16 protein-coding genes are annotated in these 18997 nt (G+C 64.2%); 7 read left to right on the plus strand and 9 right to left on the minus strand.

Translation table 11 applies throughout. From position 1 onward, the window contains the following. The first annotated feature begins 39 nt into the window (after window positions 1-39). Window positions 40-339 (plus strand): hypothetical protein, encoded by a 300-nt coding sequence (locus BM190_RS15195; protein ID WP_018316021.1) that lies wholly within the window; start codon window positions 40-42, stop codon window positions 337-339. 132 nt (window positions 340-471) lie between these two features. Here BM190_RS15195 and BM190_RS15200 read toward each other — a convergent pair whose 3' ends face one another. Then, a complete protein-coding gene (locus BM190_RS15200) occupies window positions 472-1467 on the minus strand; it encodes a Bug family tripartite tricarboxylate transporter substrate binding protein (RefSeq protein ID WP_177237088.1) in 996 nt (331 codons plus the stop codon). A gap of 374 nt (window positions 1468-1841) precedes the next feature. Here BM190_RS15200 and BM190_RS15205 point away from each other — a divergent pair, with 374 nt between their 5' ends. After that, the gene (locus BM190_RS15205; protein ID WP_092256063.1) at window positions 1842-2978 is read left to right on the plus strand and encodes a GNAT family N-acetyltransferase; all 1137 of its coding nucleotides are present in this window, start codon (window positions 1842-1844) and stop codon (window positions 2976-2978) included. A 27-nt stretch (window positions 2979-3005) separates the two neighbouring features. Here BM190_RS15205 and BM190_RS15210 read toward each other — a convergent pair whose 3' ends face one another. Next, the gene (locus tag BM190_RS15210) at window positions 3006-4229 is read right to left on the minus strand and encodes an FAD-dependent oxidoreductase (RefSeq protein ID WP_177237089.1); all 1224 of its coding nucleotides are present in this window, start codon (window positions 4227-4229) and stop codon (window positions 3006-3008) included. Between the two features lie 465 nt (window positions 4230-4694). On the opposite strand from BM190_RS15210, the gene BM190_RS15215 reads away from it, so the two are divergent. The 3 genes from BM190_RS15215 to BM190_RS15225 all read left to right on the plus strand — a co-directional run bounded on the left by BM190_RS15215 (window position 4695) and on the right by BM190_RS15225 (window position 9020). Beyond that, window positions 4695-6041, plus strand: a complete 1347-nt coding sequence (locus BM190_RS15215; RefSeq protein ID WP_026201580.1) for a lipopolysaccharide biosynthesis protein — start codon at window positions 4695-4697, stop codon at window positions 6039-6041. Window positions 6042-6279: 238 nt separating this feature from the next. Further along, window positions 6280-7455, plus strand: coding sequence for a glycosyltransferase family 4 protein (locus BM190_RS15220; protein ID WP_092256067.1), 1176 nt, complete (start codon window positions 6280-6282; stop codon window positions 7453-7455). 29 nt (window positions 7456-7484) lie between these two features. Next, window positions 7485-9020 carry a glucosamine inositolphosphorylceramide transferase family protein gene (locus tag BM190_RS15225; RefSeq protein ID WP_092256070.1) on the plus strand — a complete coding sequence of 512 codons (1536 nt, stop codon included), beginning with the start codon at window positions 7485-7487 and terminating at the stop codon, window positions 9018-9020. Here BM190_RS15225 and BM190_RS15230 read toward each other — a convergent pair. The 7 genes from BM190_RS15230 to BM190_RS15260 form a co-directional block, all read right to left on the minus strand. Further along, window positions 9003-10724, minus strand: coding sequence for an FAD-dependent oxidoreductase (locus tag BM190_RS15230; RefSeq protein ID WP_092256073.1), 1722 nt, complete (start codon window positions 10722-10724; stop codon window positions 9003-9005). The two genes, BM190_RS15225 and BM190_RS15230, sit on opposite strands and share 18 nt — an antisense overlap. A gap of 46 nt (window positions 10725-10770) precedes the next feature. Next, window positions 10771-11238, minus strand: a complete 468-nt coding sequence (locus BM190_RS15235; protein ID WP_092256076.1) for a MarR family winged helix-turn-helix transcriptional regulator — start codon at window positions 11236-11238, stop codon at window positions 10771-10773. 171 nt (window positions 11239-11409) lie between these two features. Further along, window positions 11410-12357, minus strand: a complete 948-nt coding sequence (locus tag BM190_RS15240; protein WP_092256079.1) for an ABC transporter substrate-binding protein — start codon at window positions 12355-12357, stop codon at window positions 11410-11412. 63 nt (window positions 12358-12420) lie between these two features. Then, window positions 12421-13461, minus strand: a complete 1041-nt coding sequence (locus tag BM190_RS15245) for an ABC transporter permease subunit (protein ID WP_018316012.1) — start codon at window positions 13459-13461, stop codon at window positions 12421-12423. Beyond that, the gene (locus tag BM190_RS15250; protein ID WP_092256082.1) at window positions 13454-14977 is read right to left on the minus strand and encodes a sugar ABC transporter ATP-binding protein; all 1524 of its coding nucleotides are present in this window, start codon (window positions 14975-14977) and stop codon (window positions 13454-13456) included. Before BM190_RS15250 ends, BM190_RS15245 begins: the two co-directional genes overlap by 8 nt. A gap of 130 nt (window positions 14978-15107) precedes the next feature. Beyond that, entirely contained in the window at window positions 15108-16553 is a 1446-nt protein-coding gene (gene xylB, locus BM190_RS15255; protein WP_092256085.1) for a xylulokinase, read from the minus strand. Window positions 16554-16565: 12 nt separating this feature from the next. Then, window positions 16566-17489, minus strand: coding sequence for a LysR family transcriptional regulator (locus BM190_RS15260; RefSeq protein ID WP_018316009.1), 924 nt, complete (start codon window positions 17487-17489; stop codon window positions 16566-16568). 107 nt (window positions 17490-17596) lie between these two features. Here BM190_RS15260 and BM190_RS15265 point away from each other — a divergent pair, with 107 nt between their 5' ends. Beyond that, window positions 17597-17920 (plus strand): Dabb family protein, encoded by a 324-nt coding sequence (locus tag BM190_RS15265; RefSeq protein ID WP_038947956.1) that lies wholly within the window; start codon window positions 17597-17599, stop codon window positions 17918-17920. Next, window positions 17917-18996: a maleylacetate reductase gene (locus BM190_RS15270; RefSeq protein WP_092256088.1), complete on the plus strand. Its 1080-nt coding sequence runs from the start codon at window positions 17917-17919 to the stop codon at window positions 18994-18996. Before BM190_RS15265 ends, BM190_RS15270 begins: the two co-directional genes overlap by 4 nt. The last annotated feature ends 1 nt before the right edge of the window (window position 18997 follow it).

The following is an 18997-nucleotide window of genomic DNA, read 5'->3' on the forward strand; positions in this document are numbered from 1 at the left end:
GGCATCGTCGCCCGAGGGCCAGAACACTGGAGCGGCATCGTGATCATCGAATGCTTCGACGGCGGAATTGTCCGGCTCACCGAGCCGTTCGACTTCCGCAACTTCAAGCTGGCGCTGCATGCCGACGCGAATTCCGAAACGCAGGGCTGGAAAGGGATCACGCTTCTCGACGATCGTGATGCGCTCGTCTCGATCGATCTGGTCCCTACGCTGGCGGGCCGCCCCGATGACGCAAGCTGGGATCGGCGCTATGCGGAGATGGTAGCCAAGGCGCGCCAGCATGGCTGGATCGATGCCGAGCGACAGGCGATCCGGGCTCATATCGAACGAGCGCGGTAAGGCTGGCAGTTTGATGCAGCGGGCAGACCCGATGGCACTGACCGCCACCGGCAGAACATCCCGAAGAGCTCTCGCTCAGCGACGGCTTCCGTCGGCATTGGTTCCGGCTTCACACGCAGGCCTGGCGCGATCTCAATCGCGCTTGAGCCCGGTCGACCTGACGATGGGAGCCAGGCGGACCAGTTCGTCCTCGACCAGGCGCTGAAACTTGTCGGGACCCGAATCGATGTCCGGCTCCAGACCTTGTGAGCGATAGCTTTCCTGCAACTGAGGATCGGCCATCGCCGTGCGGGTCGCCGCTGCGATCCGCTCCACGATCGTATCCGGGGTCGCTCTTGGAGCGAACAAGCCAAACCAGCCGGCGTAGTTGAGGCCCGGCATGCCGGATTCAGCCACCGTCGGAATCTCCGGCGCGCCGCTCAACCGCTGTTCGCTCGTCACGGCGATCAGCCGCAGCTTGCCCGCAAGGTGCAACTGCAGGATCTGACTCGATACCACGGCAATGACGGCAGAGATCTGGTTGCTGACCAGGTCGTTGGTAGCGGGGCTCATGCCCCGATAGGGGACGTGGACGACGTCCGCTGCGAGGCCGGATTGCAGCCTGAACATTTCCCCGACGAGATGATTGCCGGTGCCGACGCCTGGAGTGCCGTAGGAGAGCTTGCCCGGATGAGCCTTCGCAAAGGCTATCAGTTCCTGCAGATCTTTCACCGGCAAGGAGGGATGAACCGCGAATGCGAGCGTGCTGGTAATCAGGCGATAGATGGCGCGGAAATCACGAACCGTGTCGTAGGCGGGTTGCGGCGACGATAACGGAATCATCACCTGCGTGCTGCCATTACCGAGCAAAATCGAATAGCCATCGGGGGCGCTCTGCGCCACCGCGGCGGATCCAATCGCACCACCGGCGCCGCCGATATTCTCGACATAGATCGGCCCCAGCAGCGAGCCCATCCTGTCCGCCCAGGGACGTCCGATCTGATCACCAGCGGCGCCAGCCGTATAGGGAATGACCAGCTTGATGGGACGGGAGGGATAATCGTCGGCGGCAGCGCAGCCGGGCCATGCGGCCAGCGCCGTGATCCGCGCCGCCATATCGAACAGCTCTCGCCGTGAAAGGGGGGACATCTTCCGCATATTCCGAACTGAGCTGGTCATCATACACGAATGAGGGACCTTGGAAATCCGTGCAGGACGATCGCTGCCGCGCTTGGCGCAAGCGCACATTCACGACCACCACCGGCGTCAACGACGAGGTTTCGTTGGGGCGGGTGAACTTCAGCTGCCCGGAGCCTTGTCTGGCATCAGGCCGCCTCTGCACAATCTCATCCTGAGACCAAGCCCAAACGGCTCTGGAATTTAAGAATTTGGTAACGATACGAACGTGGTTGAGCGCGTTAATGCAAATCGCACGCCGCCGGTGTCTTGCCCGTAACGGCCTGCTATAAGGCGTAGCCACGGCTCGATCGACTTCGCGAATTATCCGGTTTCCCTGATTGCGCATGAACAAGCTTAGCAACACGTTCGACATCGTCATCGAGCAGGCGTTCGACTTTCTGTCTCCGGAATATGCCGAGCTGTTTGATCGCTCGGCTGCTACTGCGTTCCAGCATCCGATCTGGCTGCACAGCCTCTACACCAGGCTCGCGTCGGATGCGGGTGCGACACCTCTGGTCGTCGTGGTCCGCCACCGCGCGACGGGCGCCCTTGCGATGGTGCTGCCCTTGCTCCGGATCCGGCGCGGTCCGATCCGAACCGTCGAGTTCGCCGACCTCCGTGTCTCCGATTATCTGGCGCCGGTTTGCAGCCCGAAATTGTTTTCACAACTGCTCGACGACGCCGAAGCATGCGCGGAGATCCGGCGCCTCGTTCGTCCTTTCGATCTGCTCCGGATGACCAAGCTGCCCGACGGGCGGCTTCCGATCGAGAACCTCCTGGCTACGTCCCGCCGCGTATCGATGGACACCAATGCCTACGCGACGGTGCTCGTCGCGCCGTTCGAGCAATGGCGGGCCAGCGCGATCGATCGCTCCTATCAGAAGGAGCTTGCAAAGAAATATCGTCAGCTCCAGAAAAAAGGCGCACTGAGCTTCTCATGCTGCAATGACAGCGCCTCCGTGCTCGAAGCGCTGGATGTGATGAGGAAGTTTCGCGGTCCGCGCTTTCAGGCGCAAGGCGACGGAGATCTGCTCCAGCGTCCCGAATATTTCGGCTTCTATTCCGACGTGGCCCTTCGTGGTCTCGGCTCCTTTGTGCGTCTCTATGCCATGAAGATGGACGGCGAAGTGATCGCCGCCGTGCTCGGCCTCTGCCATCAGGGCAGTTTCCTCATCATCATGAGCGCCTTCGACATTGCCGGGTACAAGAGCCAGTCGCTCGGCGCGCTGATGTTCGAGCAGGTCGCGCGGGATTGTATCGAGCGCGGCGATCAGATGCTCGATTTCACCATTGGTGACGAGCCATACAAGAAACTGTTCGGCGGACAGCCCTCGCCGATGTGGGCGATCACGAAAGCCGGCAGCACCGCAGGTGCCGTCGCCCTGTTCGCGCTGAAGCAGGCTCCCTGGCTCAAACTGGCGGCCAAGCGGCTGTCGGATTTGCGGCTCCTGCCCGCCCGCACTCCAACGCCCACGCGCTGAAAAACGGCAGGCGAAGGGCTACGGAGCTCAGGCGCGCAACGCCCCGCGAACTCGCCCGAGCCAGCCGGGATGCATTTGATCGACGCGGTGCGCCAGGCTGCGCCGCAGGAAGTGCAACCGGCGCCGGACATCCCAGCCGATATCGTTGCGGGATGTCAGGGCCTGGCGGAAGCGCGCCATCTTCAGGGACTGCTGGTCCGCCGCAATCTTGTCGCGGTCGGAATAGAACTGCGGGATCTTGTCCAGGCCCATGCCTGGGGTCGCGAGCCACTTCGGAGCATATTCAGTGCACAGACGATCGACGTCCACCAGCAGGCGCGCGACGCCCGTGCCGGCGGCGGGACAATTGGTCTGGAACGCATCGCCGATGAGCACGATGCCGGGCTGGAGATGTCCCTCGACCACGGTCAGATCCATCACCCAGTTCTGGACACGGTCAGTGACGCGGAAATCGCCGAGATAGGGCCGCAATCCCGGCAGCAGACGCAGAACTGTCGCTTCCGGCTCACGACGCAGCTCGCGCATGATCGGATCGGTCGGGTCGCGGAACATGAAAAGATTGGCCCGCATGCCGGCGCGCACCGGAAACAGGCTGAGATAGTCGATGCCGTCGGCGGTGCGCTCGCCATAGCAGGTCAGCGCCTCGAAATCGAACGGCGCGCCATCGCGGCGGGCGATCGTGAAGCCGAACGAGACCGAATGGCGTTCGGCCAGAATCTGCCGCTTGATACCGAGTTTGTAACCGAGAGCCGCCGCCATGCCCGTGGCCAGAACGACGAGGCGCGCAGTCACGCGCCGTCCGGAGGCCAGCTCGAGATGCTGGACGTCGTCGCTGCAGCTGATCGCGGTGACCTCGTCGACGATCAGATCGGATGGATCGGGGATCCGGCTGCGCGCCATGGCGACGAGATCGGCATAGGGAAATCCGTAGGCCTGGCCGACGCTGACATCGACCACCTTGCCTTCCCGGATATTGAGCACCTGATCATATCGACAAGCGACATTTTCGAGCGCATCGAGGAAGCCCAGCTTGCGGAGCATCGCCAATTGATGGCCGCCGATCTTTTCGACCCGGAACTCGTCCGGATAGACTGCCCGCTTGTCGATCAGGACGATGCGATGCCCTGCCCGCGCCAGCACGGCCGCCGCAAGCGATCCCGCAAGGCCACCACCGACGATCGCGATGTCCGCAACGATCGTCGAAGTGCCAGCTGCGCCGATCGGCTCGGTCACAGTTCTATCCGCCGTCATGATCCAGGCTCCCACGGTCAACCAAAGCCGCACGTGCAATTCTCCGGCCTGATGTCGCATCGCAGGACCAAACGCGATCATTTCTCGGTATCGAGGTTAATGAAGCAGAGAGCCGGGCTACCCAGACGATAACCGGCACGCCTCTTGCTCGGGATTCTCGGTAAATTCCGGCTTCCGGCAGTTCTGCGGCCGATCCCGGCGAGCCATTCCGCATTCAAGCGCCTGATCTCGCCTTTATCGGCCGTCGATGCGGCACTATGCCGTCAGTCGGCCTGAGCTCGGCGCTGCTCTATTTGGGACAACGGGGAAGGCGATGTTCCACAGTGGAGCAACCGGCATCATCGCGGTATCGAGCCGCGGGCGAGATCCTGGACGCCCGCATTAACACTCGCTGTTTTTCGGCATGCTAGGTTGTCACCGATATCGGAACATGTTTTTCAGGGGAGAGCAGCTCCTTAAACTTCCATGATTAAATCCATCCTCCAGCTCATGCGGCGCGATGTCACGCGCGGTGTCGTCGGTACCATCCTGCTCAAGGTTGGTAGCGGCGCGCTCGCGTTTGCGTTGTTTTCGCTGGCGGCGCGAACGATGTCGCCCGACGGCTTCGGTATCTTTGCGACCTGGCTTTCGGTTGCCCAGATCGCCGCCGTCGTGGGACTGGTCGGCCAGGAATCGTTGCTGGTGCGGTTCCTGAACGAGTATCAGGTCGGCGACAGGCCGGACCTCACCAAAGGTGTTCTCCTGTCGAGCTTCAAGATTACCTCGGTCGCAATGCTGATTGTGATCATCGGGATCGCCATCGCGGCGGACATGAGAGGCGACGGGTGGCTGCTCATACTTGCGGTGTCGGCCTATACGGCCGCGACTGCCGGAGTGATGCTTGGCAGCCAGATCGCACGCTCCCTGGTCAGCATTCTCACGGGCGAAGGAAATCGCGAGTTCTTCTGGCGAGTCATCGTCGTCCTGTTTCTGCTCGCCATGCTGCTCGGTCATCGGCAACTCGATCCCGCCGAGTTGATGGCGGTGATGACACTTGCCATATCGGTGGGCCTGGTTGCGCAAATCGTTTCGATCGCGCGCGTGCTGCCGGATTTGCGCGGTACTCCGGCGCGCTCCGAAACGTCCCGCTGGCGCTCGAGCGCCCTGCACTTCTGGCTTGCATCCATCCTTGAAGCTGCAAACCAGTATTTCGACGTCATTCTGGTGTACTGGATGCTGGATCCGGTGACTGCCGGTATCTACTTTGCCGCATCGCGCCTTGCCAACATCTTCGCCATGCTGTCGGCAGCGCTATACACGTTCGGAGCCCGCCGGCTTCCCTCGCTGTATTTCAGCAAGAACCACCGGGAGTTCGAGCGAACCTTGCAGCTGATGGCGGAGGTGACCGCGCTATGCGTGATCGCCGGGCTGGCAACGATCTGGATCGGCGGCCCCTATCTCCTCAACCTGTTCGGACCTCATTTCACCGCGCAGCACTCGGTCTTGATCGTGCTCGCAATCGGGACGGCCATCCAGGCCGCAGGCGGCCCGTCTGCTGCGATCCTGCAACTGACCGGCCATGAACGAATCTACGTCCCCGTCGTTGCCGCCAATGTCGCGCTGCGGCTCGTGGGATTTCTCATCCTCATTCCCTGGCTCGGTGTGCTTGGCGCCGCGATTTCGGCGACCGTATCGCTGGCGCTCGCGACCATTGCCCTGAACGTCCTCTGCCGCCGCCGAACAGGGGTGGATCCTTCGATCCTCGTGCTGCTGCGCTTCTCCGCCTTGAAGCGCGGCAATTATGCAGTGCGCGGCGCCGACTCCAGCGACTAGGCCTCAATCACGCCCTCCCCCGGCAGTTCGCGATCACGCGCTGGTAGCGCTCGGGATCGATTGGTTAACGCGCTCGCTGCGCAGCATCCTGGAACCCGTGAAATGCCTGCGGGAGCGATGTCGGCGGCCAGGCCTGGCATTAACTCCGTTTGTTGCTAGTCGGTGTCCGCGCGATGCCCGCATGATAGGTACGGAGTTAAGAAGGTGAAGATTTCGTTTCTTTAGCGGGTCGGGATCGGTGCTCCACTATCAGCCGAACAAGGAATTGGGCGAGACGACCGCGACGGCACCCGCGCGGTCGAACGGCGGCGGACGAAAGCTGCACGTGCTTCTCGCGCAGACCCAAGCCGAGAACGCCGGTGCGCAGGAGATCTCCAGGCTTCTCGGCGCCGGGCTGACCGCGCGTGGCTACCGCGTCACCAATCTATTTTTCTTCCGCAAATCGGATTCCTTCGACGAGCCGCCCGATACGCTCTATTGCGCACCGAGCCGACCCGGCAATCCGGTGGCACTGCTGCGGATGCTGTGGGCGCTCGGCCGCCATATCAGCACCATCAGGCCCGACGCCGTCCTGACCTTCCAGCATTTCGGCAACGTCATCGGCGGCGGCGTGACGCGCCTCGTCAGCCGCGCACCTGTCATCGCCAATCAGGTGTCATCCGCATTGTCGATGAGCTGGCCGGTCCGCACCGCCGACATCGCCATGGGCAGCCTCGGCTTCTTCGATCGCATCACGCTCAATTCGCAAGACATGGAGCGCGAATATTCGCGCTACCCCGCGGCCTACCGGTCGCGCATGGTGCATGTCCCGCACGGCTTCGATGACAAGGCCCTGATCCTGTCGAAGGAAGCCGCACGACAAAAATTCAGCCTGCCGCCGGATCGTATATTGCTCGGCTGCGCAGCGAGGCTGCATCCGCACAAGCGTCTCGACCTGGCGATACGTCTGCTGCCGGATCAACCGTCCTGGCACCTCGCGCTTGCCGGCCAGGGAGCCGACGAGGCCCGGCTGAAGCTGCTCGCGAGTGAATTGAAGGTGTCAGACAGGCTGCATTTGCTGGGGGAAATCCCGCCCAGCCGGATGGCGGAGTTTCTCGCCTGCCTCGACGTGTTCGTATTCCCGACACAGGCCGAGACCTTCGGTCTGGCCGCGGTCGAAGCTGCGAACGCCGGTGTTCCCTCCGTCGTCAACGATCTTCCCGTCTTGCGCGAAGTGTTGTCCTACGAAGGAAGACCGACTGCGCTCTTCGTCGATGCCTCCGATCAAGCGAAGCTCTCTGCAGCCGTCTCCGGGCTGTTGACGGACCAACATTTGAGCGACCAACTGCGACAAAACGCCAAAGGCCTGCGGCTGCGCTATTCGGTAGATGCCATGGTGGAGGAATACGTTCGAATTCTCGGCCAGGTCACTTGACCTGATACGTTGGAATAGATGGGCTCGACATGATCATCGAGTTTCGCTGTGAACGCGACTACGCGCGGCGGTGGATGGATCGCCAGACACTGTCGATCGACGGCCGGGACGTTCCGGTTCAAATCGCGTGGACGGCGACTGCAGAGCCGCGTCCCACAGGCCTCGACGCCCTGTTCGAGCTCGAACGCCTGGTGTTGCACAAGGGCAAACACAGCGGCGCCAACAGGCTGAACATTGTTGCGGAACGGACGCAGGCGCCCACCGGGACGGCCGACGTGATCGTCGATTTCACCGGCGGCGCGCGCAATCCGAACGGCTCGGCCCGGCTGTATCTCCGTCCGCTGTTCAATGGAGTTGCAGGCGAAAACGCCGCGCTCGCCGCCATCCTGGCCGGCGACCTGCCGGTGATCGACATCGTCAACGAAGTCGACGGCTCGGTCGTCGATCGCGGCCATCCTTCCGGCGAAATCGCCGCAGGCCTCAGCGGCGCACTCGAAACCGTCATGGCGCGAACGCTGACTATGGTGTCGGCGATCCTGTCGGGACGGCCGCGGATTGTGCCGCAACTGGCGCGTCCCGCCGGAGATGGCTCGCGGCGGGGTCCCGCCGGCTATGTCGCGCGCGGCCTTGCCGTGTCGATCGCCAAGGAGATCTATCGCCTCTGCTGCTACGCCCCGCATTGGCATATCGGGTGGCGTTTCAACGACGGCGCAGGCGTCTGGCAGACGGGCGACCTGTCTGGACCAGGCTGGAACATTCTTCCCGATCCCGGCAATCACTTCTACGCCGATCCCATTCCCGTCACGTGGCATGGCCGAACATTCGTCTTCTTCGAAGACCTCGATCACCGGGTTGGAAAGGGCATCATTTCGGCGATCGAGTTCGGTGACAATGGGCCGACCGGCGAGGTCGTGCCCGTGCTCGAGGAGCCCTGGCACCTCTCCTATCCCTTTCTGATCGAAGACGGCGGCGATTTGTGGATGATCCCGGAGAGCTCGATCCACGGCGACGTTGCCCTCTATAAATGCGTTCGCTTCCCGGACAAATGGGAGCGACACGCGACGCTGCTGTCAGGCCTTGAGCTCGCCGACGTCACGATCACGCGGCACAACGGCCTGCATTATCTGTTCGGCGCCTGGCGCGATGGCACCGGCGGTTATTCGGACTCGCTGGCGATCTATTACGCCGAGCACCTCCTGGGACCCTGGTTGCCGCACGCCAGCAATCCGGTCCTGATCGACCGTGCAAGCACGCGGCCGGCGGGGAATTTCGTGACCATCAATGACCAATTGTGGCGCCCGGTCCAGAACTGTGCCGACGGATACGGTGCGGCGCTCGCGCTGGCGGAAGTCATCGAGCTGTCGCCGACGGCCTTCAAGCAGATCGTCCGCCATTCCCTCAAGCCCGGACCGGTGTGGCCCGGCAGAAAGCTGCACACCCTGAACCGCTGTGGCCGGCTCGAGGTGATCGACGGATCGCGTGTCCAACCCAAGACCCGCGCCTTCGCGAGCAAACTTCCGTCCGCCGTTCAGTCTCCGCGCACCAGTTCATACACCGCCGGCTGAAGCCGCCGGCGCGCCGTCGCTTGCGCCGTGCCCAAGCGCGCGGGCGAGGACATGCCCGATCGTTCCGACCTGTGACGCGCTGCCACGCCAGGCCACGATCTGGTCGGGGCGTATCAAAGCAAGGTCGGCGTCATAGAGTTCGCGCAAGGATCCCGGCAGCTTGACGAGCTTCACATCCGCCCCGAGCGCGCGGACGCCGTCGGCGACCGCAGCGGGCGCCGGCGCGGCCTCGCCGAACTGGAGCAACGTCCATTCGAATCCGAATAAATCGTACAAGGACACGCCGTCCTCCAGCCACGCATGCGGTGCGCGTCCGCCAGGACAGGCGCTGGGAATGTAGACGTTCGCAGCATCAGGCGGCGGCCGGCTGCCGTCGGAGACGATGATTGGCGAACCGTCGTAACGCCCACCGAAGGTAACACCGGGGATGTTGAATTCGGCACGAGCGTGCTGCTCGAGATAGACGCCTGCCGTCCGCCGCGCTTCGTTGCCTTCGTCCGTGGCGTCCTCGATGTCAGGCGCGGGCGCGAACAGACCAAGGGAGTCCGCGAAGCGCCGGGCATAATCGGTGTTGCGGAGCGCCACCGGACGCCGCTCGACCTCGTAGCTGTCGAGCAGCGATACCGGGCTTACGCCCTTGACGACGCTTGCCAGCTTCCAGCCGAGGTTGACCGCGTCCTCGATCGCAGTGTTGTAGCCGAGCCCGCCGGTCGGCGTGAACAGATGTGCCGCGTCGCCGCCGAGGAACACCCTGCCCCGCTGCATGCCGTTCGCGACCAGCGCGTGACCTGCGGTCCAGGTCACGAACGACAGCACCTCGCATTCGATCGGCGCGCCGCAGGCGCGCTGGAACGCGGCCTTGGCCTCGTTGACCGTGATCGCACTCTCATCTTCACCCGGCCGCAGCTGGGTGTGAAACGCGAATTCGTCGCGTCCGTTCACCGAGGCCATGAAGGCCCGGCGGTCACCATTGAAGCAATTGTACATCCACGCCTTGGCGTGCGGGATGCTGGCGTAGAACTCCGGCGCGCGGAGATACACAGCCAGCATGCGGCCGCCCATGAAATCGCGCTGCGTCCCGGTCTCGCCGCCATAGACGATGCCGAGCGATTGGCGAACCGCCGAGCGGGGTCCGTCGGCGCCGACCAAGAAGTCGGCCCGGACCTGAAAGCGCCTGCCATCATCGAGACATTCGATCTCGCCGACGATGCCGTCATCGTTTTCGGTGTAACCGACGAGCCGGTGGCCATAGTTGAGCTGCATACCGGGAAGCCGCTCGGCATGGCCGCGCAGCACCGCCTCGACATATTTTTGCGAGACGCGATGCGGCAGCTCCGCTGCGCTCCAGGAGCCCGACATGCCCTTGATCAGCTCGCTCGCGCGGGACGATGACGGCAATGCAAAGCGCGCCAGCTCGTAACCGGTATAGCGGGTGAAATACGCAACGTCGGTCGGGTAGTCCGCGGGCAGGCCCTCGCGCCTGATCTCGTCGGCAAAACCCAGCCGCCGATAATGCTCCATCGAGCGCGCCTGCGTTGCGTTGGCTTGCGGATTGAATGCGGTGCCCGGCTTCTCGTCGACCAAGATCGCGGACACGCCGCGCCGGCCGAGCTCGTTGGCCAGCATCAGCCCGCATGGCCCCCCGCCCACGATGAGCACCGAGGCCGTCAGACGTGTTTCCAATAGGCTTCTCCCCACCAGCATTATCTCGCATGGTAAGGCTGCCTGACGATATCGTCAAGTTACCTGACTAATCGATATCGTCGAGCGTGTCGAACTTCGCCCCGTAGACCGTCAGCCCTTTCAGGATCGCGTCCATGGCGGATTTGCCGAGCTCGACGCGCATCTCCTGCTCGGCGATGTCGACCGCATCGCGGAACGCGTCGAGCCATTTGCGCCCGGCCGGCGTGAACATGACGATGCGGGCGCGCCGGTCGGTCGGATCGGCGATGCGATCGACCAGGCCGAGCTCGGCGCATTGATCGACCAGCTCGCCCATCGCCTGCTTGCTCATGGATGCACGGCGGGCGAGCTCGGTGAGCCGCGTCCCCTCCACGTCGAGATTGCGGGTGAGGCTGACATGGGCAATGCGCGTCTCGTCGTGTCCCCGCTCGCCCATCAATTCGAAGACGCGGCCTTCGAAGCGGCGAACCGCGTTGTTGAGCAGGCGGCCGATATTGGCATGCCGCCACGCGGTGCCGGATGTCCTGGATTTCACGAGATCTGCTTCCGATTCGACCGGTCGAGGTTGCGCGAGGCTAACACAAGAGGCAGCCCGCCCGCTCGTACAGCAGATCGGCACGTGCATCGGCTTTGGCATGACGGGCAGCGTGGTTTCAAACGCCGCCCGTCATCCCCGTTTCAATCGCTCCCGGCACGGGACCGCATCTTACTGCGAACGATCCGAGGTCCAGCCCTTATACTCGGCGACGTTGTCCCGGGTCACGAGCTTGGACGGCAGCAGCTCAACGGTCGAGGCCGGTTTCTGGCCGTTGAGGATGCCGACACCCACCTGCACGGCCCGCCGTGCCATGAAGAACGGATCCTGCGAAGCCGAGGCCTGGATCTGCGGCGACTGCGGATCTTTCAACGCGGCCTCGATATCGGGCGCGCCGTCGACCGCGGTGATGACGATGCCGCTGCGGTTTTGCTGGCGCGCCGCAAGGTCGGTGCCGATCGCCTGCGGATCGTTGATGGCGAAGATGGCGTCGATCTTGGGGAAGCGGGTCAGATAACCCTGCGCGACGGTGAGGCCGCCTTCGCGCGAGCCTTTGCCGTCCTGGTCGTTGGACAACACCTTGATGCCGGCGTTCTTCGAGAAGACGTTCTTGCAGCCGACGACGCGGTCGATCACCGCCGAGACCTGCGGCCCGTTCTCGATGATGACATCGCCCTTGCCGCCCAATTTGTCGACGATGTACTGGCAGGAGATCTCGCCGGCCTGCACGTTGTTCGTGGTCACGGTGGCATCGGCGCCTTCGGCCGCGGTGTCGACCGCGACGACGACGATGCCCGCCGCCTGCGCCTTCTTGATCGCCGGCCCGATCGCCTTGGGATCGCCCGGATTGAGCAGGATCAGGTCGACGCCGGCGGCAATGAAATTGTCGATCTGGGTGACCTGCTTGCCGAGGTCGTATTCGAAGCCGACGGTCGTGATCTTCACATTGGGATTGGTCTTCTTCGCCTCGAACTCGGCGCCCTTCGACAGCGCGACGAAGAACGGATTGCCCATCGACCCCAGCGAGACGCCGATCGACTTGAGCTCCTTGGCGAAGGACGGCGCGGTGCTTAGGGCAAGTGCCGTCGCGGCGCCGGCGAGCGTGATCGTCTTCAACATTGGCTTCCTCCCTGGTCTGTCTTCATGTCAGGCACGGCAGACCAGTAGCCGCACCGGAACCTTTCACGTTCTGGCGGAGCCCTGCAGCCGGTAGCGGTCGAGCGCGACGGCGCCGATGATCACGAGGCCTTTGATCACGTATTGCCAGATGTCGGAGACGCCGACGAGGATCAGGCCGTTCGACAGCACCGCGATGATCAGCGCGCCGACCAGCGTACCCCAGATCGAGCCGATGCCGCCGACGAATGAGGTGCCGCCGAGGATCACGGCGGTGATGGCGTCGAGCTCGTAGGACTGGCCGAGCTGCAGGCCGTTGGCGGCGTAGAGCCGCGCCGCCTGCATGGCGCCGCCGAGCCCGGCGAAAAGCCCGGAGACGCCGTAGACGAAGATCAGCACGGCCCAGACCTTGATGCCGGCTAACCGCGCCGCGCTTTCATTGCCGCCAACCGCGTAGATGTGCACGCCGAGCACGGTCCGGCGCAGCACCAGCCACGAGACGAGAATAACGAGCAGGGCGATCACCGAGAGCCATGGGATCGAGACGACGCCGGGAATGAGTGTCAGCGAGCCGTTGCCGATGAAGGCGTAGGGAATCGAGGGATTGAACACCGTGGTGTCGGCGCCGAGCAGTCGCGCCAGGCCGCGCACGGCGGTGAGCGAACCGAGCGTGACGATGAAGGGCGGCAATCGGAGCAGCGCGATCAACGCGCCGTTGACGACGCCGAAGCCAAGGCCGGTGAGCAGCGCGGCCGGCAGCCACAGCATCCCGAGCTCCGGCATCTTGGAGAGCGTCAACCCGGCCATCGCGGAAGCCGCCAGGATCGAGCCGACCGAAAGGTCGATGCCGCCGGTGAGGATGACGAAGGTCATGCCCGCGGCGAGCACGGTGTTCACCGCTGCCTGCTGCAACACAATCCCGAGATTTTGTCCGGTGAAGAAGCGGCCCTCGGACAGGAAATGGAAACCGCCGCACAGGATCAGCAGCACCGGCAGCATGCCGAGCGCGCTGATCAGCACCCTCACCCGCTGGCGCTTTGACTCTGCGGCAGCACCGTTGGTCGTCGTCGATGCCGGCTTGGCCTGCGAAGCACCATTGTCAGGCATCGAGATGCTCCATCCCCGTCGCAAGCGCCATGATGTCTTCCTGGTTCAGCGCGACCGCCGCTTCACGCCTGACCTCGCCGGCGATGTGCCCGGCTCGCATCACGACGACGCGGTCGCAGATGCCGATAATCTCCGGCAGATCGGACGAGATGACGAGGATGGCGGTGCCGGCCTTGGCGAGATTGTCGATGATCGAATAGATCTCGGACTTGGCGCCGACGTCGACGCCGCGCGTCGGCTCGTCGAGGATCAGCACCTTTGGCGCAATGGCAAGAAGCCGCGACAGCAGCAGCTTCTGCTGATTGCCGCCGGACAGGCCACCGGCGGGGACGCCGACATTGGCGGCGCGAATGCTGAGCCCTGCAAATGCTCGATCGGCGCGCTCGCGTGCCTTGTCACGATCCAGGAACCAGCCGAGCTTCGCATCGCGGCCAAGCACCGCGAGGTTGATGTTGTCCAGACACGACATGTCCAGGAACAAGCCGAGCGCCTTCCGGTCCTCGGTCAGGTAGGCGATGCCGGCCTCGAGCGCCTCACCCGGTGTACGGATCTCGACCGGACGCCCCTCCAGCTCGAGACGTCCCGACGTCTTGTGCGCCGCGCCGATGATGAGATGCGCAAGCTCGGTGCGGCCGGCGCCGATCAGGCCGGCGAGGCCCACCACCTCGCCAGCGTGCACGGTGACCGAGCAGCCCTTGACGCGCAGGCCATCGGCCATGTCGATCGCGGCGAGCACGGGATGGCCGCGTCCTGCCTCCGGATCATGGTCCTTCTTGTAGAACGATGAGACGTCGCGCCCGACCATCAGCCGCACGATGGTGTCGGCACGGATCTCGGCCTTGTCGAGCGAGCCGACCAGCCGGCCGTCGCGCAGCACGGTGACGCGGTCGCCGAGCGCGTAGACCTCGTCCATGCGATGCGAGATGTAGATGATGGCGAGCCCCTCCGCCCTGAGCTGGCGGATCAGCGCGAACAGCCGCTCGCTTTCGGCGGCCGACAAGGAGGTGGTCGGCTCGTCCATGATCAGGATCTTTGATCTCGCATGCAGCGCCCGCGCGATCTCGACCAGCTGCCGTTGTCCCATGGACAGATGCGCCACCAGCGTCGACGGCTGGAAGTCAGCGCCGAGCCGTTTCAGGATCGGACCGACGGCCTCGCGCATGGCACCGCGCGCCAGCAAGCCTGTCCGCGATATCTCCCGTCCCAGATAGATATTCTCGGCAACACTGAGATTGGGCGCGAGCGACAGCTCCTGATAGATGATGGAGATGCCCGCCGCGCGGCCGCCGAGCGGGCCTTCGATCCGTACCGGATGTCCTTCGATGCGGATCTCGCCGCCGGGATCGGGTCTGTAGGCGCCGGACAGGATCTTCATCAGCGTCGACTTGCCGGCGCCGTTCTCACCCATCAACGCATGAATTTCGCCGGCATAGACGGTGAGATCGACGGCACGCAGCGCCTTGATGCCGAAGAAGGATTTTGAGACCCCACGCATCTCGAGGATCGGATCGTTCATCGTGCCTCCCGGCGCACAATGCGTTTCCCACCCGCGTCTCAATCATTCTGTCAGCGCGGCTTGCGCATTAAACAAAAGGCCGCGGCACAGGGCAATACCGAACAGGCCGGAATGTAGCATCGAGGCGATGCTAGTGGCGCGGCCGATACAGTTCGCGCCACGCGGGAAGCCGCTCGGCATAAGCATCCGTCAGCCCAGCGTCAGGTTCGAACGTCTCGATGCGTTGCGGCCGCGTGCACACGGTTTCGATTGCCTCACCCGTGACAGCAAGTCGCCCCAATCTCGCCGCACCGAACGCGGCGCCGGTCTCACCTCCGGCGAAGCGGTGGATCGGAACGTTCAGCACGTTCGCCAACACCGAGAGCCAGAAGCCGGACCGTGAACCACCGCCAATGGCATCGGCTTCCGCAATCACAATGCCAGCATCGGCGAGTGCGTCGCGGCAATCGGCGAGCGCAAACGCAACGCCCTCGAGCACCGCCTGCACGATCATCCCGCGATCGGTGCCATGGCTCAAGCCATCGAGCATGCCGCGCACGACGGAATCGTCGTGCGGCGTCCGCTCACCCGCGAGATACGGGAGGAAGCTCACGGGCGAAGGTGCCCGCGGGCGCGATCCGAGCGGTGCCAGCAATTCAGCCTCGGTAACGCCGAACACGCGCGCGGCCCAGGCAAGGCAGGAGGCAGCCGACAGGATCGCGCCGGCTTGAATCCACATGCCGGGAATGGCGTGGCAGAACGTGTGCACGACGCGGTCGGGGTTGGCGGCTATCCTGTTGGTCGGGGCCAGCAAGGCACCCGAGGTTCCCAGCGAGATGAATGCGGTTCCCGGCTCGATCGCGCCGATGCCGACGGCGCCGGCCGGATTGTCGCCGGCGCCGCCCGCGATCACCGGCTGCCGGGTCATACCCCAGCGTTCCGCGAGCTCGCTGCGCAGCGTCGTTGCAGGCGCGCATCCCTCGACCAGACGCGGCATGTGATCGCGCGACAGTCCAGTCGCGGCGAGCGCTGCGTCCGACCAGTCGCGGCGCGCGGCGTCGAGCCACAGGGATCCCGACGCATCCGAGACGTCCTCGATGGCTTCGCCTGATAGCACCAGGCGCAGGTAGGCCTTTGGCAGCAGCACCAACTTCGTCGCTGCAAAGACTTCAGGTTCGTGCCTCGCGATCCAGAGCAGTTTTGGCGCGGTGAATCCCGGCATCGCCTTGTTGCCCGTCACTGCACGCAAGGCGGGCCAGCGCTGCTCCAGGACGCGACACTCGGCGGCGGCGCGTCCGTCGTTCCAGAGGATACAAGGCCGCAGCGGTCTCAAGCTCGCATCGAGCAGCATGGCGCCATGCATTTGTCCGGACAGCCCGATGCCCTCGACCGCCGCGAGTTCTCTTCCATGCGATACCTTCAGGGCATCGAGCGTGGCGAAGGTCGCCTCGATCCATTGCGCGGGATCCTGCTCGGAATAGCCTGATTGCGGAGAGGTGATCGTCAGCGGCCGGCTCTCGCTTGCAATCACGCGCTGGGCACCGTCGACGAGAATGGTCTTGACTGCGGAGGTGCCGAGATCGATGCCGAGATACATGGATGCTTCCGCTCACTTCGCCGCGTCGATCCAGATCCCCGGCTCCGAATGCTCGCGGATGTGGCTGACCAGGAAGTCGGAAAACACCCTGATCTTGGCGGGCAGCCGGACGCGGTTTTGATAGGCGATGTTCATGGTGAGCAGCGGCAGCTCCCAGCCCATCAGGACAGGCACGAGCCGGCCGGCCGCGATATCGCTCTGCACGATGTAAAGTGGCTGGATCAGGATGCCGAGCCCCGCGCGTGCCGCACCGCAGATGATCTGGCCATCATTGCTGTCGAGCGTCGGCGCGATCCGCACCGTCTGCGTCGTGCTGCCCTGGCTGAGCCGCAGCGAATAGGGATCGTTGGCGAGATTGTAGATCAGCATGTTGTGGCGGGCGAGATCGGCAGGGTGCTCCGGCCGGCCGTGCTTCTCCAGATATGACGGGGCCGCCGCGAGCACGCGGTGCATCTGGCCGATACGGCGGACGATGATGTTGGAGTCCGGCTCGTGCTCGCGCGTGCGGATCGCGACGTCAATGCCGGCCTCGATGAAGTCCAGGTAGCGGTTTGCGCTGATGATCTGCACGCTCAGATCAGGATAGAGCGCGCGGAAGGCGGGCAGCATCGGCGCGAGATAGATCATCGCAAAGGACAGCGAGCTCGTCACGCGCAGCATGCCCTTCGGCGACAGCGCGCGGTCGGAGACGGCATCCTCGGCTTCGGCGAGCTCGTTCAACAATGTGCCGCACCGCTGCAGGAGCTCCTGCCCTGCCTCCGTCAGCCATAGGCGGCGCGTGTTGCGCTCGATCAGCCGGACTGCGAGTCGTTCCTCCAGCGCGCTGAGGTGGCGGCTGGCGGCCGCGTTCGACATCCGCAGGATTTCGGCGGCCTTGGACAGGCTGCCGAGCTCGGCGGTTTTGGAGAAGACTTCGAGTTGGAGCAGCCGGTCCATTTTTGCGAAAATAGGAAAAGAGACTTACAAATTTTGGCCTTTATTTCCGATTTCTGCAAGGCAAAATAGCGCCAACAAAGCACAATGGCAGGCGAGGAAATCAGGAAATGTCGGGCCCGATCAGGCACATCGTGATGTGGCGGCTGCGCGGGGAAAGCCCCGAGGAGCGCTCCGCCGCCCGGGTCAAGGTCAAGACCCTGTTCGAGGGCCTCAAGGGCCGGATCGACGGTCTCACCCATATCGAAGTCGGCATGGATGTCAGCGCCGTCGACTACGCCTGCGACGTGGTGCTGTTCTCCGAATTCACCGACCAGGCCGCGCTCTCGGCCTATGCCAACCATCCGGAACATCTGCGCGTGCGCGAGGCGCTTGGCGACTTGCGGATCGGGCGCTTCCAGGTCGATTATCCCATCAAAGAGACCGGCGCATGATCGGTTCGTTCACCTTTGAAAACCTGCCCTGCCGCGTCGTGTTCGGCAGCGGAACGCTTGGCTCCGCGAAGGCCGAGGTCGAGCGGCTCGGCGGCAAGCGTGCGCTGGTGCTGACGACGCCGCAGCAGGAGGCGCAGGGCAAGAGCCTGGGGGCGGCGCTCGGCCCGCTCTATGCCGGACTGTTTTCCGGCGCCACCATGCACACGCCTGTTGAGGTTACGGAGCGTGCGCTGGCGGCGATGAAGGCGTGCGAGGCCGATTGCGTCGTCTCGCTCGGCGGCGGCTCAACCACCGGCCTCGGCAAGGCGCTGGCCTTGCGCACCGGAATCAACCAGCTCTGCATTCCCACCACCTATGCAGGCTCCGAGATGACGCCGATCGTCGGCCAGACCGAGAACGGCCTGAAAACCACGGTGCGCGATGCGGCAATCCTGCCGGAGACCGTGATCTACGATGTCGATCTCACCTTGACGCTGCCGGCGAGCCTGGCCGCGACATCGGGCATCAACGCGATCGCCCATGCCGTTGAGGCCCTCTATGCGCGGGATGCCAATCCCGTGACCTCGCTGATGGCGGAAGAAGGCATCCGCGCACTGGCCCGCGCCCTGCCTGCCATCGCGGCCAAGGGCGACGACCGCGAGGCCCGCACCGAAGCACTTTATGGTGCATGGCTATGCGGCGTCTGTCTTGGCACCGTCGGCATGGCGCTGCATCACAAGCTCTGCCACACGCTCGGTGGAACCTTCGACCTGCCGCATGCCGAGACACACACCATCGTGCTGCCGCATGCGCTCGCCTACAACGCGCCAGCCGTGCCCGACGCGATGGCACGCGTCTCGCGCGCAATCGGCGCTGCCGATGCATCGCAGGGACTTTTCGAGCTTGCGAAGCGGTTGGGTGCGAAGACGGCACTGCGCGATATCGGGATGCCCGAGGGCGGCATCGACAAGGCGGCGGATCTTGCCGTCACCAACGCCTACTGGAATCCGCGCCCGCTCGAGCGCGGCGCCATCCGCGACCTGATCGCGCGCGCCTGGGCTGGCGAGCCGCCGGCCCCAATCAAGGCGGCGGCTTGAC

The sequence above is a fragment of the Bradyrhizobium sp. Rc3b genome (assembly GCF_900114915.1).
Taxonomy (GTDB): Bacteria; Pseudomonadota; Alphaproteobacteria; order Rhizobiales; family Xanthobacteraceae; genus Bradyrhizobium.